The following is a 13,321-nucleotide window of genomic DNA, read 5'->3' as shown; positions in this document are numbered from 1 at the left end:
ACCTCTTACTTGGTGGTCAGTTTACCCCAAAGATCATATTCGCCCGCTTCGTCGACCAAAACTGACACGATTTGTCCGGGCTTTAGATGGGCGGCATCTTCGTCAATGAATAGATTGCCGTCAATTTCCGGAGCATCCGCCTTTGTCCGGCAGGTTGCAATACCGTCTTCATCTACGTCGTCAACGATCACATCCATGACCTGACCAACCTTGGCCTCTAGTTTGGCCTCGGAAATCGCCTGTGCCTTTTCCATGAAGCGGTCCCAGCGATCTTGCTTGATCTCTTCTGGGACATGATCCGGCAAATCATTAGACCGGGCACCAGCCACGTTCTCATATTGAAAACAACCGACACGATCCAATTGGGCTTCGTCCATCCAATCCAGAAGCGTCTGAAATTCGTCTTCGGTTTCGCCGGGATAGCCAACAATAAAAGTTGACCGCAGTGTAATATCCGGGCAAATCCCGCGCCATTCCGCGATCCGGTCCAGCGTGCGTTCCGCCGCTGCAGGTCGCGCCATACGTTTCAGGGTATCAGGGTGTGCGTGTTGAAACGGTACATCCAGATAGGGCAAAATCAATCCTTCGGCCATCAAGGGAATCAACTCGCGGACATGGGGGTAGGGATAGATGTAGTGCAGACGCACCCATGCCCCGAGGCTCCCCAAATCCCGCGCCAAAGCCGTAATGTGTTTTTCGGCTCCGCGCTCACCGTCTTTCCAATCGACACCATAGGCGCTGGTATCTTGGGAAATCACCAACAATTCTTGAACACCCGCTTCGACCAGTTTCTCAGCCTCACGCAGCACAGCTTTGTGTGGCCGCGAAACGAGTTTGCCGCGCATGTCGGGGATGATGCAGAATTTGCACTTGTGATTGCAGCCCTCGGAAATTTTGAGATAGCTGAAATGGCGTGGAGTCAGGCTGATCCCACGTGCGGGCAGCAAATCGATAAACGGATCTGGGCTGGGCGGCACGACATCGTGCACGGCGTCCAACACCTGTTCGTATTGATGCGGGCCGGTGACAGCCATGACTTTGGGATGCACACCGGTGATGTATTCGGGGTCCGCGCCCAGACAACCGGTCACGATCACCTTGCCGTTTTCTGCCAATGCCTCGCCAATTGCCTCAAGGCTTTCGGCCTTGGCACTGTCGAGAAACCCGCAGGTGTTCACAATCACCGCATCCGCGCCGCTATAGTCGGGCGAGATGCCATAGCCTTCGGCCCGCAGCCGCGTCAGGATGCGTTCGCTGTCTACCAATGCCTTGGGGCAGCCAAGAGACACCATGCCGATAGACGGCTGGCCTTCGCGGCGCGTATCACCAAGTTGCGCACGCGGCGCGAGATCGGGGCGGAGATTGGGCGGATTCTGAACCATGCGCGCCTATAGCCCAGCGCAGCCCCTGTGGAAAGGGCTCAGATGGGCTGCGCCCCGCCAAGGCAAAGCTCCGCCACAAAAAGAAAAGCCCCACCGGAATGGCAGGGCTTCTTCAAGATTCTATCTAACCGGTGCTACCGGCGACGATCACGCCGCGCGCTCATCGGTTGAAAGGCAACGCCGACATGGGCTTCGCAATAGGGTTTACCCTGCTGAACAGGAAGGCCGCAGAACCAGAAATCATCGGTTGCAGGGTCACCAACCGGCCATTTGCATGTCCGCTCGGTCAGTTCCATCAAGGTCAGCTTTTTGGCTTTTTTCTCGATCTCGGATACACGAGCCAAAGCCTCGGGTGAGATTTCATTGGCCGAAGGCTGCGGAGGCAGCGGTTGGCCAGCCGGAATGATCTGCTTGCGCGCAGGCAAAACCGCGGGCGTCGAGGCAACCGGCTTTGGCTCGGGGGCCGGTTTCGGCTTGGGTGCGGCTTCTGCGGCAGGTGCCGCTGCGGGTTTAGGAGGAGCGGCCTTGGGCTTTGGCTCCGCCTTCGCTTTTGGCTTGGCATCAGCTCCGGCAGTCGCACCTGCACGGTTGGACAACCCCAAACGGTGCACTTTGCCGATCACGGCATTGCGCGTCACGCCGCCCAATTCTTTGGCGATCTGGCTTGCGGATTGCCCCTCACCCCACATCTTTTTGAGCAGCTCGACGCGTTCATCGGTCCAGGACATGGCATTTTCCCACTGAAAAAGCGGCCCCACGGGACCGCCTGTCGTTTATTGAGTTGAGCCCTATTCTAATCATTGCAAAGCAAGTTACAAGTCAGCGGGCGAAACAAGGAACTTCTAATGCCACAGACCAAGCAAATTACCCCGAATTTTGGACACGGAGATCGCCGTTTTGGCGCGGTCAATTGGCTGGGACTGCAAACTTTGGCCAAGCGAGAGATCCTGCGCTTTGCCAATGTCTGGACGCAAACCTTGTTGGCCCCACTGGTGACCGCAGGGCTGTTTATGCTGATCTTTACCATCGCCATCGGGTCCAAACGTGGTGATGTGATGGGCGTATCTTTTTCGACTTTTATCGCCCCGGGCATATTGATGATGACGGTCATTCAGAACGCGTTCGCCAATACTTCTAGTTCGCTTGTGATCTCAAAGGTGCAAGGAAATATCGTTGATACATTGATGCCGCCGCTGTCGGCCTTTGAATTGGTGCTTGGCTATTTGGCCGGCGGCGTTGCGCGCGGTCTGGTTGTCGCCATGGCAATCGGTCTGGGGCTTTGGGCGGTTTTGGGCATCGTACCTGCGCACCCGTTTGTGGCCTTGGCCTTTGTGATCTTGGGCGCGACTTTCATGTCGGCCGTCGGCATATTGGCGGGTATCATTGCCAACAAATTTGATCAGATGGCGGCGATCACCAACTTTATCGTCACACCTTTGGCTTTTCTGTCCGGCACCTTCTACTCGGTCGAAGCATTACCCCCTGTCTTGTACCAAATCACCCATCTGAATCCGGTATTCTACCTGATTGACGGCGCGCGTTGGGGAATCATCGGTGTGTCGGACAGCAATCCGATGTTCGGCTTTGGCTTTGCATTGGTCTCAACACTTGCCATCTGTACTTTGGCTTGGGCATGGTTTCATCGCGGCTACCGGCTCAAGGCATAAAGCGGGTGGCTGAGGCCATGCGCAACCAATCCCTGAACGCCACAAGCGCCGGATACTCTCCGGCGTTTTCCGGCCAAACCAGATAGTAGGCCCCGATGCTGACCGGCTTTGCGCCCGGTAGCGCCAATAGCGATCCGTTCCCGATTTCTTGAGCAACCAAATAGTCGGGCATCAAGGCCAGACCCAACCCTGCCTGCGCCGCCCGCAACATGGTACCGAATTGATCGACCACCATCGCAGGCCGCCCCGGCTCTGGCAGGCCCTGTGCAGCAAACCAGTCTGCCCAAGCCTGCGGACGGGTTTCAAGCTGCAACCGTGGCAACGTGGCCGCATCACCCGTTTGCAACAAATCGGGGGCCGCCACGGCCAACATCTGCTCGTCCCACAACTTCATCGTTCCGACGCGCGGCCAATCCCCCTGTCCGTGTTGTATCGCGGCATGGGCGGTTTCCTCCGAAAAATCGACAGGTACAAACCGCGTTGACATGTTCAAAGTGATGCCCGGGTGTGCGCGCAAAAACGCCGGCAGTCGCGGGGCCAGCCAATGAGTGCCAATGCTAGGCAGACTGGCAAGGTTCAATACGCCGCCATCTGGATTGGTTTGCAGCGCAATCGTCGCATTTTGGATTTGCGCCAAAGCCATGCGTATTTCACGGGCATAGGTTTCCCCCTGCGCAGTCACATGCAGCCGCTTGCGATCCCTCTCAAACAGCAAGCCGCCGACTTGCGATTCCAGCTTTTGTATCTGACGGCTGACCGCGCTTTGCGTCAGGTCCAGTTCGCGGGCGGCATCAGTGACAGATCCGTGCCGCGCCACCGCTTCAAAGGCAGTGAGACAGGACAATGGAGGCGTAAATCGCCGTGAAGCTGACATATCATTCCCTTTCGGAATGATTTCATGCCGGAAATTCGCTTTGCGGGCAAGGTTCTTGCGATTATGTCATAATCAAACCTCATTTCAAAAGGCTATGCCCCATGTCATCGCACCTGTCGCCCCAATCCCAGCCCGGCCTGTCCAGTTTTTCATGGGAAGATCCGTTTTTGCTGGAAAGCCAGCTTGAGGAAGACGAGCGGATGATCCGCGACAGCGCCCGCGCCTATGCACAGGACAAGCTGATGCCGCGGGTCACCGACGCCTTTGCCAATGAACAGACCGACCCCGACATTTTCCGCGAAATGGGCGAAATGGGCCTGCTTGGCACCACAATCCCCGAAGAATACGGCGGGCTTGGCGGCGGCTATGTGACCTACGGCTTGGTCGCGCGCGAAGTTGAACGCGTTGACAGCGGCTATCGGTCGATGATGTCGGTGCAATCATCCTTGGTGATGTATCCGATCTACGCCTATGGCACCGCCGAGCAGCGTCAGAAATACCTGCCCAAACTGGCCAGTGGCGCATTCATAGGTTGCTTTGGTCTAACCGAACCCGATGCGGGTTCAGACCCCGGCAGCATGAAAACCACTGCCAAAAAGGTGGATGGCGGCTATGTGCTCAACGGGTCCAAAATGTGGATTTCCAACGCGCCCATCGCCGATGTCTTTGTTGTTTGGGCGAAATCGGACGCACATGACGGCAAGATCAAAGGCTTTGCTCTGGATAAGGGCACCAAGGGGCTCAGCGCACCAAAGATCGAGGGCAAACAATCCCTGCGCGCCTCGATCACCGGCGAAATCGTCATGGACAACGTCGAGGTTGGCGAAGACGCGCTCTTGCCCAACGTCTCGGGGCTCAAGGGGCCCTTCGGCTGTTTGAACCGTGCTCGCTATGGAATTAGCTGGGGCGCTATGGGCGCGGCCGAGGCGTGCTGGCATGCCGCCCTCCAGTACGGGTTGGATCGCAAACAGTTCGGCAAACCATTGGCGCAGACACAATTGTTCCAACTGAAGCTTGCGAACATGCAAACAGAAATTACGCTTGGGCTACAGGCGTCTTTGCGCGTTGGGCGCTTGATGGACGAAGCCAAGGCGGCCCCTGAAATGATTTCGATGATCAAACGCAACAATTGCGGCAAAGCTTTGGACATCGCGCGCCACGCCCGCGACATGCATGGTGGCAATGGAATCAGTCAGGACTTCCACGTCATTCGTCACATGGTGAACCTCGAGACTGTGAACACCTACGAAGGCACGCATGATGTTCACGCGCTGATCCTTGGGCGGGCGCAAACTGGCCTACAGGCGTTCTTCTAAACTTAGACCATGTAGCAAAACGCCCGCGCCTTCCCCAAGGCGCGGGCGTTTTTGTATTCGCGGGTGTCTGCGCCAGCCCTGCAATCGTGCATCAAATGCGTGCTTAAGAAATAGGCTCGGGCCCGGAAACGCCAAAGGGCTCAGTCAATTAAGACCAAGCCCTTGGGGTGTAAGTGGTGAGCCGTGCAGGATTCGAACCTGCGGCCAACTGATTAAAAGTCAGTTGCTCTACCAACTGAGCTAACGGCCCACACTGTGTGGCGCTTCTAGAAATTAGGGGGGGTAGGGTCAACCCCGAAAACAATCCTTTTTGAAGGTTTTTTGATTTTCTTTGAAACAGCCGCTGCGGCGCAGCTTTCTTTTGCCACGTGATCCGCCTATATGCGCGGGTATGATACAGCCAAATCCCCATACCAGCTTGCCTTTCATGAAGATGCACGGCCTCGGAAACGACTTTGTCGTGATCGACTCGCGCAAACGCACGCATGAGTTGTCGCCAAAGCTAGTGACCGCGATTGGGGATCGCCATTGCGGCGTGGGATTCGACCAGCTGGCCGAAATCTCTTTGCGAGACGGCAATCCGCATCTGACTTTTTACAATTCCGACGGATCGACCTCGGCGGCCTGCGGAAACGCCACACGTTGCATTGCCCGCTATTTGATGGATGAAACCAAAGAAGTCGATCTGACCCTGACAACGGATCGCGGTACCCTGCGGGCCGTCGATGCGGGCAATGGCTTGGTGTCGGTCAACATGGGCCATCCACAACTGAGTTGGGATGAGATCCCGCTGGCAAGCGCAATAGACACGCTTGAGCTGCCCATTGACGGTGCGCCCACAGCCACTGGCATGGGCAACCCGCATTGTACGTTTTTCGTCCCCGACGCAGATGCCGTTGATCTGGCCGCACGCGGTTCTGAAATCGAACATCACCCGCTGTATCCCGAACGCACCAATGTGCAATTCGCCAGCCTTGAGGGCGACAACCACCTGAAAATGCGGGTCTGGGAACGCGGTGTCGGGGTTACCTTGGCCTCTGGCTCCTCATCTTGTGCAACTGCGGTTGCAGCGGCGCGGCGTGGCCTGACGGGGCGCTCTGTCCGTGTTGACCTGATGGGCGGCACCTTGCACATCGATTGGCGCGACGATGGCGTTTGGATGACAGGCGGCACCGCATACGTGTTTGACGGTGCCTTCACCGCCCGCTGGCTGGAGGCAAATTCATGACGTCCGACTATTCAGGTCCCAAATTCACCACATTAGGCTGCCGCCTCAACGCCTATGAAACCGAAGCCATGAAGGATTTGGCGCAGCAAGCTGGTGTCAGCAATGCCGTCGTGGTCAACACCTGTGCCGTGACCCAAGAAGCTGTGCGCAAGGCCCGTCAGGAAATCCGGCGGCTGCGCCGTGAAAATCCGGATGCGACAGTGATCGTCACCGGCTGCGCCGCACAAATTGATCCAGACAGCTTTGCCGCTATGGAAGAAGTCGACACCGTCATCGGCAACACCGAAAAAATGTCGCCGGAAACATGGGCTGGTCTAGGCCCGAATTTCATCGGCGAGACCGAAAAGGTTCAGGTCAACGACATCATGTCGGTTACAGAAACCGCCGGACACCTGATTGACGGGTTTGGCAGCCGAAGCCGCGCCTATGTGCAGGTTCAAAACGGCTGCGATCACCGCTGTACGTTTTGTATCATTCCCTACGGACGCGGCAATTCGCGATCTGTTCCTGCCGGTGTTGTCGTCGATCAAATCAAACGATTGGTGCAGCAAGGCTATAACGAGGTGGTCCTTACCGGCGTTGATTTGACGTCTTGGGGGGCCGACCTTCCCGGAGAGCCACGCTTGGGCGATCTGGTTATGCGTATATTGCGTCTGACCGATGTGCCTCGTCTTCGCATCAGTTCGATCGATTCGATTGAGGCGGACGACAATCTCATGCAGGCGATCGCCACTGAACCGCGCCTGATGCCGCATTTACACCTGAGCCTTCAGCACGGTGATGATCTAATCCTGAAACGGATGAAACGGCGGCACTTGCGCGATGACGCCATTGAGTTTTGCCAAGAAGCGCGGAAATTGCGGCCTGAAATGACTTTTGGGGCGGATATTATTGCGGGATTCCCGACTGAGACCGAAGCGCATTTCGAAAATTCGCTCAAACTGGTCGAAGAATGCGATCTGACTTGGCTGCATGTCTTTCCTTATTCGTCGCGGCCCGGCACCCCTGCCGCGAAAATCCCGAATAAGGTCAACGGTTCAGTGATTAAACAACGCGCCGCTAGTTTGCGTTCGGCCGGTGATGCCCAAGTGATCAAACATCTGGCAGCCCAAGTGGGGCAAACCCATAGTGTCTTGATGGAATCGCCGGACATGGGCAGGACCGAGCAATTCACCGAAGTCCGCTTTGACAACCCGCAGCCTGTTGGCCAAATCATAACAGCTGTCATTGGCGGAGTTTCCGGTACGCAATTGACCGCACAAGGCCCGCGCTAAAGCCTCACCAATCGCTATGGAAACATGCGCCAACCCCAAGCTGAAAGCCCTAACCATGCACCCCAACCCGAGTTTTCGCAAAACCGAAGCTGCGCTTAGTCTCGATTTTGCACGCAAACGGGCGTTTGGCGCGCTGACCCTTTCTGCCGATCCGGTCCCGTTGATTGCGCATATTCCGTTTTTGCTGTCCCAAGACGGGTCCGAAGCCCTGCTGCACCTCGTGCGATCAAACCCGATTGTACGCGAAGCGGAGGACCGACCGGCACGGCTGATCGTGACGGGCCCTGACGGCTATGTGTCGCCGGACTGGTACGGGATCGATGACCAGGTTCCGACATGGAACTACGTGTCGGTGCATCTGACCGGCACGCTTCAACGCCTTCCTCAAGACGCGCTGATCCCGCTGCTCGCGGCCCAATCAGCCGCCTACGAGGCCCGATTGCCCAAAACCCCTTGGACGATGGACAAAACCAGCGATGATGTTCAAGCTCGTTTTTTGCGTATGATTGTGCCGTTCCGCTTGAAGATCGACACCCTCGACAGCACTTGGAAGTTGAACCAAAATAAAGACGACGCACCACGCAGGGCAGCAGCGGCGGCAATCGAAAGCGGGTTTGGCTCTGAATTATTGGAGCTGGCGCAGCTTATGACTTCCCCACCCAAAACCGATTGACCATTTGCCGCAGGGCAATTGCACTGACCTGCGGAATGGTTCAATACGTGCGCATGACACATCAGACCCGCGCCCTTGCTGTTCACCTGTTCACTGCCACCGGTGCCGTTTTTGCCATGCTGTCGATGCTTGCGGCTGCGCAGGAAAAATGGTCGCTCATGTTCTTGTGGTTGGTCGTGGCCTTCGCCGTTGATGGCATCGATGGGCCGTTGGCGCGCAAATACAATGTTAAAACCTATGCGCCCCGCTTTGACGGAGTGCTGCTAGATCTGATCATTGACTACCTGACCTATGTCTTCATTCCTGCCTTCGCTTTGTTCCAATCGGGTTTACTGCCAGGCTGGACAGGTTGGTTCGCAATCATCGTGATCACTTTTGCCTCGGCGATGTATTTTGCCGACAGCCGGATGAAAACTTCGGACAATTCATTTCATGGATTCCCGGGTTGTTGGAACATGCTGGTGATTGTGCTCTTCGCCTTGAGGCCTGATTTCTGGATTATTATCGCACTGGTCACGGTACTGGCCGTAGCTATGTTTTTGCCGCTCAAATTTATCCACCCCGTGCGCACGGAACGTTGGCGCACTGTGTCGCTTCCGATGGCTTTGGCTTGGACATTTTTTGCGGGCTGGGCCGCTTGGGTCGATTTTCATCCCCAAAGCTGGGCCCATTGGGGGCTGAATATCACGTCCATTTACCTGCTCTTTGCAGGAATCGCACAGCAACTCATTCCTGAGAAAAAGTAAGCCCAGCGCCCAAACCGGCCTGCCTAAACGAGAGACACCGCCATGACTGCCAACAAACGCATCGCCCTGTCCAGCGATCACGCCGCAATTGCACTGCGCCAAACCATTGCCGAACATATCAAGGCGCAAGGCTGGGAGCCCGTCGATATCGGCCCCACCAGCCCGGAAAGCACCCACTACCCCAAACACGGCCAAGCCGCAGCAGAGCTGGTGGCATCGGGTGATTGCGATTTGGGCATTATCCTATGCGGCACGGGTCAAGGCATCATGATGGCCGCTAACAAGGTCAAAGGCATCCGCTGTGGCGTCTGCTCTGACACGTTTTCAGCCAGTATGATCCGCGCCCACAACAACGCCAACATGCTGTCCATCGGGGCACGCGTTGTCGGCGAAGGCCTCGCGCTCGATATTGTTGACGCCTATCTGGGCACCGAATTCGAAGGCGGCCGCCATGCAACGCGGGTGGATATGATCGGAGAATAAGACTTCACTCCAAAACATAGCCACGAAATGGCAAGTCAAAGAGGTGCCTCCTTTTACGGTGGGCACCTCTATTGCTTTCGGCTCTCATAGGCGGGCGCATGTCCGCCTATGAAACACAAGCAAGTCGCAAGCAAGTCGCAAGCAAATGCCCCTCACCTATTCTAAACGCCACGGGACCACGGCCCTGATAAAACAAGCAATATATCCTGTCAGGAAGATTCCAAAGCTCAAGAAAAACACGGTACGGTGCGCGTGCCAAAACCAATAGATTTCTGGCTCAACGGCTTTCCACCTATAGCCGCCACCGTATCCTGTGAATTTTAAAAGATAGACGCCGTCCGAAACCTGTGCCCCGACAACTTTTCCGCCTGCAACATTTCCAAACAACAACTGTGAAAAGAAACCGAGCACCAAAACAGCGATACTGAATTTGACTACACGTAGTCCGAACGATTTTTCGCCTGATCCGGATATAGCCGGTACAAACCGGTTCTTCAAATTGTGATCAAGTTGATTCAGGAATCTAATCAAACGCCCGTTCCCAACAGTTACATCCAAAACAAGTCGTGCCCTGCGGGATGGCGGGTGGGGTGATGTCCGCAGGACGAACGTCACCCTCCATCCTTATTTGGACGCAGCTTCCAGCGCATCCAAACGCGCCTTCAGCGCTTCATTCTCTTCGCGTGCCTTTTGCGCCATGGCGCGCACGGCATCGAACTCTTCGCGGGTCACAAAATCGCGATCAGCCAACCAACGGTCCATCATCGAACTCATCGCGTTTTCGGCTTCGGTTTTTGCCCCCTGAGCAACGCCCATAGCGTTGGTCATCAACTGGCCAATATCTTCAAATACCTTATTGCGGGTTTGCATAGGTCACTCCGGTATTACATTCCCTCTCTATATGGTGCGCATTCGGGCAAGTCACAAGGTTGACTTCCCCCCAAAACCAGAGGCAACAGGACGCATGATAGCTGCAATTCCTTTCCCCTCCCTCTCGCCCGAGCTGTTCTCGATCGACATCTTCGGCTTTCATTTAGCCCTGCGCTGGTACGCTTTGGCCTATATCGCAGGCATCTTGCTCGGCTGGCGATTCACGATCATGACCGTCCGGCGCCCCGCCCTTTGGCAGGGCAATCAACCGCCGATGACACCGCAGCAAATCGAAGACCTGCTGACCTGGATTATCTTAGGCATCATATTGGGTGGGCGTTTGGGCTATGTGCTGTTCTATCAACCGGGCTATTATCTGGCCAATCCCGGCGAAATTCCGATTGTCTGGCAGGGCGGAATGTCCTTTCACGGAGGTTTTCTCGGGACTGTGATTGGTGCGTGGATTTTCTGCGCCCGCCATAACATCCCCAAACTTCCGACTGCCGACATGCTGGCCTTGGCGGCCCCTGCTGGGTTGCTATTTGGACGCCTTGCGAACTTTATCAATGCCGAATTGTGGGGCCGCGCCACGGATGTCCCGTGGGGGGTTATTTTCCCCGGAGTTCGCGCTCAAGATTGCGGCCAGCCCTTGGGTGATATCTGCGCGCGTCACCCGTCACAGCTCTACGAAGCTGGGCTGGAAGGGCTTGTCCTTGGTCTGGTCATTTTGGCACTCGTGCTGCGCGGCGCGCTCAAAAAACCTGGCCTGATCGCCGGAACTTTCTTCGCTGGCTATGGCGCGGCCCGCTTTTTCGTTGAATTCTTCCGCCAACCGGACGCGCAATTTCAATCGCTTGGAAACCCCCTTGGACTGGCACTCCATATCAACGGCTACGGGCTGACCATGGGCCAATTGCTGACGCTGCCGATGATCGCCGTCGGCCTTTGGTTCATTGCCCGCGCTAACCGGAGCACTGCATGACCGCGCTAAAGGATATCCTAGCCCGCCAGATTTCAGCAACCGGCCCGATCACCCTAGCCGAATATATGACGCAATGCCTTTTGCACCCTGCCCACGGCTATTACACCACCCGTGATCCGCTGGGGGCAGATGGGGATTTCACCACCGCGCCGGAAATCTCGCAAATGTTTGGCGAATTGATCGGTCTGTGTTTGGCCCAAAGCTGGTTGGATCAAGGGGCCGCCAGTAGGTTTACCTTAGCGGAAATTGGCCCCGGACGCGGCACCTTGATGGCCGATATATTGCGCGCCACCCGCTCTGTTCCCGGATTTCATGACGCAGCTGATCTACATCTGGTCGAAGCCTCGCCTACATTGCAGGCCAGTCAAGCCCAACGCCTCAGCGCTTTCACACCAAAATGGCACGACACAATCGCGGCTTTGCCCGACGCCCCCTTGTTTCTTGTCGCCAACGAGTTTTTCGACGCCCTGCCCGTACGGCAGTTCACCCGCGACGCAAAAGGCTGGCGTGAAACCATGGTCGCTTGGCAGGGCGATTCGCTTGTCGCTGGTTTGTCTGATCCCGCTCCGATCGAAGCGCTAGACCATCGGCTGGATGACACTACCGAAGGAGAAGCCGTAGAGCTCTGCGCGCCCGCTGCCCCCATCACCGCCGAAATTGCAGACCGTATTGCCGCGCACGGCGGCGCGGCACTGTTTTTTGACTATGGCGGCTGGCACAGCCGTGGCGATACATTTCAGGCGCTTGAGGCACACACACCTGTGGATCCTTTCGCCAATCCCGGACAAGCTGATCTTACCGCGCATGTGGATTTTGAGGCCATAGCCAAGGCCGCAACTGCGACCAGTCACAGTCAACTCATTGCACAAGGCGTTTTTTTAGAGCGGCTTGGCATTACCGCCCGCGCTCAGTCTCTCGCCAATGCATTAAGCGGGCCGGCACTGGAATCGCATATTGCTGCACATCGCAGGTTGACGCACCCCGAAGAAATGGGTTCGTTGTTCAAGACACTTGCGCTCTTTCCCAAGGGCGCACCTCCGCCTCCAGGGTATGATCTATGACATTGGAAATTATCACAGCAGATGTTTTGACCCCGTTTCATCATGGGTTCTTTACGCGCCGCGGTGGCGCATCATCTGGTGTATTTTCCGGCTTGAATTGCGGGTCAGGATCATCCGACCAATCCGAAATTGTTGCGATTAACAGATCTCGTGTCGCCAAAGCAATGGGCGTTGCGATCACCGAACTGGCTTCGGTCTATCAGGTGCATTCAGCCGATGTCGTGACCGTTTCGGACGCTCCGATGCCGGACACGCCACCCAAGGCTGATGCTTTGGTCACAGCCACACCCGGAGTTGCCCTCTCGATCTTGACGGCAGATTGCCAGCCAGTGTTGTTTGCCGATCCCCATGCTCAAGTAATTGGTGCGGCACATGCCGGATGGAAGGGCGCGCAAGGCGGCGTGCTTGAGGCCACAATCGACGCTATGATTGCGCTGGGTGCCAAACGCGAAAACATCACAGCGGTCATCGGCCCATCGATCAGCCAAAGCGCTTATGAGGTCGGTCCAGAATTTCTGGACAGCTTTCTTGCAGAAGATCCCGACAATGCCCGATTCTTTGCAGGCGGACAGGGTGAGAAGGCCCAATTTGACCTGCCGTCTTACGGCCTTCACAAGCTTCGCAGTGCCGGGGTTTCTGCTGAATGGACACGCCACTGCACCTATTCGGATTCAGACAGGTTCTACTCCTATCGCCGCACGACACATGCCGGCGAAGCGGACTACGGTCGATTGATTTCCTGCATCCGAATCTGAGGTCCGCAAA

At 56.2% G+C, this 13,321-nt stretch carries 15 protein-coding genes and 1 tRNA gene; 10 read left to right on the top strand and 6 right to left on the bottom strand.

What is annotated here, in order from left to right; translation table 11 throughout:
• Nucleotides 1-5 precede the first annotated feature (5 nt).
• Nucleotides 6-1,382 (bottom strand): 30S ribosomal protein S12 methylthiotransferase RimO, encoded by a 1,377-nt coding sequence (gene rimO / locus C8N36_RS09150; protein WP_097804393.1) that lies wholly within the window; start codon nt 1,380-1,382, stop codon nt 6-8.
• A gap of 134 nt (nt 1,383-1,516) precedes the next feature.
• Nucleotides 1,517-2,110, bottom strand: a complete 594-nt coding sequence (locus C8N36_RS09145; protein WP_097804392.1) for a GcrA family cell cycle regulator — start codon at nt 2,108-2,110, stop codon at nt 1,517-1,519.
• Nucleotides 2,111-2,227: 117 nt separating this feature from the next.
• Between C8N36_RS09145 and C8N36_RS09140 the strand changes: the two genes are divergently transcribed.
• Nucleotides 2,228-3,049 carry an ABC transporter permease gene (locus C8N36_RS09140; RefSeq protein ID WP_097804391.1) on the top strand — a complete coding sequence of 274 codons (822 nt, stop codon included), beginning with the start codon at nt 2,228-2,230 and terminating at the stop codon, nt 3,047-3,049.
• On the opposite strand, the gene C8N36_RS09135 is transcribed toward C8N36_RS09140, so the two are convergent.
• Complete coding sequence (locus tag C8N36_RS09135; protein ID WP_097804390.1) at nt 3,039-3,923, bottom strand: LysR family transcriptional regulator; 885 nt, start codon at nt 3,921-3,923, stop codon at nt 3,039-3,041. The genes C8N36_RS09140 and C8N36_RS09135 overlap by 11 nt on opposite strands.
• Nucleotides 3,924-4,024: 101 nt before the next feature.
• Here C8N36_RS09135 and C8N36_RS09130 point away from each other — a divergent pair, with 101 nt between their 5' ends.
• Nucleotides 4,025-5,239 (top strand): acyl-CoA dehydrogenase, encoded by a 1,215-nt coding sequence (locus C8N36_RS09130; protein WP_097804389.1) that lies wholly within the window; start codon nt 4,025-4,027, stop codon nt 5,237-5,239.
• Between the two features lie 174 nt (nt 5,240-5,413).
• Here the strand turns inward: C8N36_RS09130 and C8N36_RS09125 are convergent.
• Nucleotides 5,414-5,489, bottom strand: a tRNA-Lys gene (locus C8N36_RS09125).
• 177 nt (nt 5,490-5,666) lie between these two features.
• Here C8N36_RS09125 and dapF point away from each other — a divergent pair.
• From dapF to rpiB, 5 genes are read left to right on the top strand one after another with little or no spacing between them, the layout of a single operon-like run.
• On the top strand, nt 5,667-6,467 hold the full coding sequence (gene dapF / locus C8N36_RS09120) for a diaminopimelate epimerase (protein WP_306456911.1): 801 nt from the start codon (nt 5,667-5,669) through the stop codon (nt 6,465-6,467).
• Complete coding sequence (gene mtaB, locus C8N36_RS09115; protein ID WP_097804387.1) at nt 6,464-7,741, top strand: tRNA (N(6)-L-threonylcarbamoyladenosine(37)-C(2))-methylthiotransferase MtaB; 1,278 nt, start codon at nt 6,464-6,466, stop codon at nt 7,739-7,741. Before dapF ends, mtaB begins: the two co-directional genes overlap by 4 nt.
• Nucleotides 7,742-7,796: 55 nt before the next feature.
• The gene (locus C8N36_RS09110; protein WP_097804468.1) at nt 7,797-8,414 is read left to right on the top strand and encodes an FMN-binding negative transcriptional regulator; all 618 of its coding nucleotides are present in this window, start codon (nt 7,797-7,799) and stop codon (nt 8,412-8,414) included.
• Nucleotides 8,415-8,467: 53 nt separating this feature from the next.
• Entirely contained in the window at nt 8,468-9,160 is a 693-nt protein-coding gene (locus tag C8N36_RS09105; RefSeq protein WP_097804467.1) for a CDP-alcohol phosphatidyltransferase family protein, read from the top strand.
• A 42-nt stretch (nt 9,161-9,202) separates the two neighbouring features.
• Entirely contained in the window at nt 9,203-9,643 is a 441-nt protein-coding gene (gene rpiB, locus C8N36_RS09100) for a ribose 5-phosphate isomerase B (protein ID WP_097804386.1), read from the top strand.
• A 156-nt stretch (nt 9,644-9,799) separates the two neighbouring features.
• On the opposite strand, the gene C8N36_RS09095 is transcribed toward rpiB, so the two are convergent.
• Together C8N36_RS09095 and C8N36_RS09090 are read right to left on the bottom strand one after the other, a co-directional pair.
• Complete coding sequence (locus C8N36_RS09095) at nt 9,800-10,201, bottom strand: hypothetical protein (RefSeq protein ID WP_097804385.1); 402 nt, start codon at nt 10,199-10,201, stop codon at nt 9,800-9,802.
• 66 nt (nt 10,202-10,267) lie between these two features.
• The gene (locus C8N36_RS09090) at nt 10,268-10,513 is read right to left on the bottom strand and encodes an accessory factor UbiK family protein (protein WP_097804384.1); all 246 of its coding nucleotides are present in this window, start codon (nt 10,511-10,513) and stop codon (nt 10,268-10,270) included.
• A 94-nt stretch (nt 10,514-10,607) separates the two neighbouring features.
• On the opposite strand from C8N36_RS09090, the gene lgt reads away from it, so the two are divergent.
• The 3 genes from lgt to pgeF are packed head-to-tail and all read left to right on the top strand — an operon-like array spanning nt 10,608 to nt 13,311.
• Nucleotides 10,608-11,495, top strand: coding sequence for a prolipoprotein diacylglyceryl transferase (lgt, locus tag C8N36_RS09085; RefSeq protein ID WP_110767867.1), 888 nt, complete (start codon nt 10,608-10,610; stop codon nt 11,493-11,495).
• Nucleotides 11,492-12,556, top strand: a complete 1,065-nt coding sequence (locus C8N36_RS09080; RefSeq protein ID WP_097804383.1) for a class I SAM-dependent methyltransferase — start codon at nt 11,492-11,494, stop codon at nt 12,554-12,556. Before lgt ends, C8N36_RS09080 begins: the two co-directional genes overlap by 4 nt.
• Complete coding sequence (gene pgeF, locus C8N36_RS09075; RefSeq protein ID WP_097804382.1) at nt 12,553-13,311, top strand: peptidoglycan editing factor PgeF; 759 nt, start codon at nt 12,553-12,555, stop codon at nt 13,309-13,311. Before C8N36_RS09080 ends, pgeF begins: the two co-directional genes overlap by 4 nt.
• The last annotated feature ends 10 nt before the right edge of the window (nt 13,312-13,321 follow it).

This window comes from Pelagimonas varians, from assembly GCF_003208435.1.
Taxonomy (GTDB): Bacteria; Pseudomonadota; Alphaproteobacteria; order Rhodobacterales; family Rhodobacteraceae; genus Pelagimonas; species Pelagimonas varians.
This window is presented reverse-complemented; position numbering and strand designations above follow the sequence as displayed.

Bases quoted from the DNA above. Each gene is read 5' to 3' on its own strand.
- C8N36_RS09135 (WP_097804390.1), bottom strand. From the start codon at position 3,923: ATGTCAGCTTCACGGCGATTTACGCCTCCATTGTCCTGTCTCACTGCC.
- C8N36_RS09140 (WP_097804391.1), top strand. From the start codon at position 2,228: ATGCCACAGACCAAGCAAATTACCCCGAATTTTGGACACGGAGATCGC.
- dapF (WP_306456911.1), top strand. From the start codon at position 5,667: ATGAAGATGCACGGCCTCGGAAACGACTTTGTCGTGATCGACTCGCGC.
- rpiB (WP_097804386.1), top strand. From the start codon at position 9,203: ATGACTGCCAACAAACGCATCGCCCTGTCCAGCGATCACGCCGCAATT.
- C8N36_RS09130 (WP_097804389.1), top strand. From the start codon at position 4,025: ATGTCATCGCACCTGTCGCCCCAATCCCAGCCCGGCCTGTCCAGTTTT.
- C8N36_RS09105 (WP_097804467.1), top strand. From the start codon at position 8,468: ATGACACATCAGACCCGCGCCCTTGCTGTTCACCTGTTCACTGCCACC.
- rimO (WP_097804393.1), bottom strand. From the start codon at position 1,382: ATGGTTCAGAATCCGCCCAATCTCCGCCCCGATCTCGCGCCGCGTGCG.
- C8N36_RS09080 (WP_097804383.1), top strand. From the start codon at position 11,492: ATGACCGCGCTAAAGGATATCCTAGCCCGCCAGATTTCAGCAACCGGC.
- mtaB (WP_097804387.1), top strand. From the start codon at position 6,464: ATGACGTCCGACTATTCAGGTCCCAAATTCACCACATTAGGCTGCCGC.
- C8N36_RS09110 (WP_097804468.1), top strand. From the start codon at position 7,797: ATGCACCCCAACCCGAGTTTTCGCAAAACCGAAGCTGCGCTTAGTCTC.
- C8N36_RS09090 (WP_097804384.1), bottom strand. From the start codon at position 10,513: ATGCAAACCCGCAATAAGGTATTTGAAGATATTGGCCAGTTGATGACC.
- lgt (WP_110767867.1), top strand. From the start codon at position 10,608: ATGATAGCTGCAATTCCTTTCCCCTCCCTCTCGCCCGAGCTGTTCTCG.
- C8N36_RS09145 (WP_097804392.1), bottom strand. From the start codon at position 2,110: ATGTCCTGGACCGATGAACGCGTCGAGCTGCTCAAAAAGATGTGGGGT.
- pgeF (WP_097804382.1), top strand. From the start codon at position 12,553: ATGACATTGGAAATTATCACAGCAGATGTTTTGACCCCGTTTCATCAT.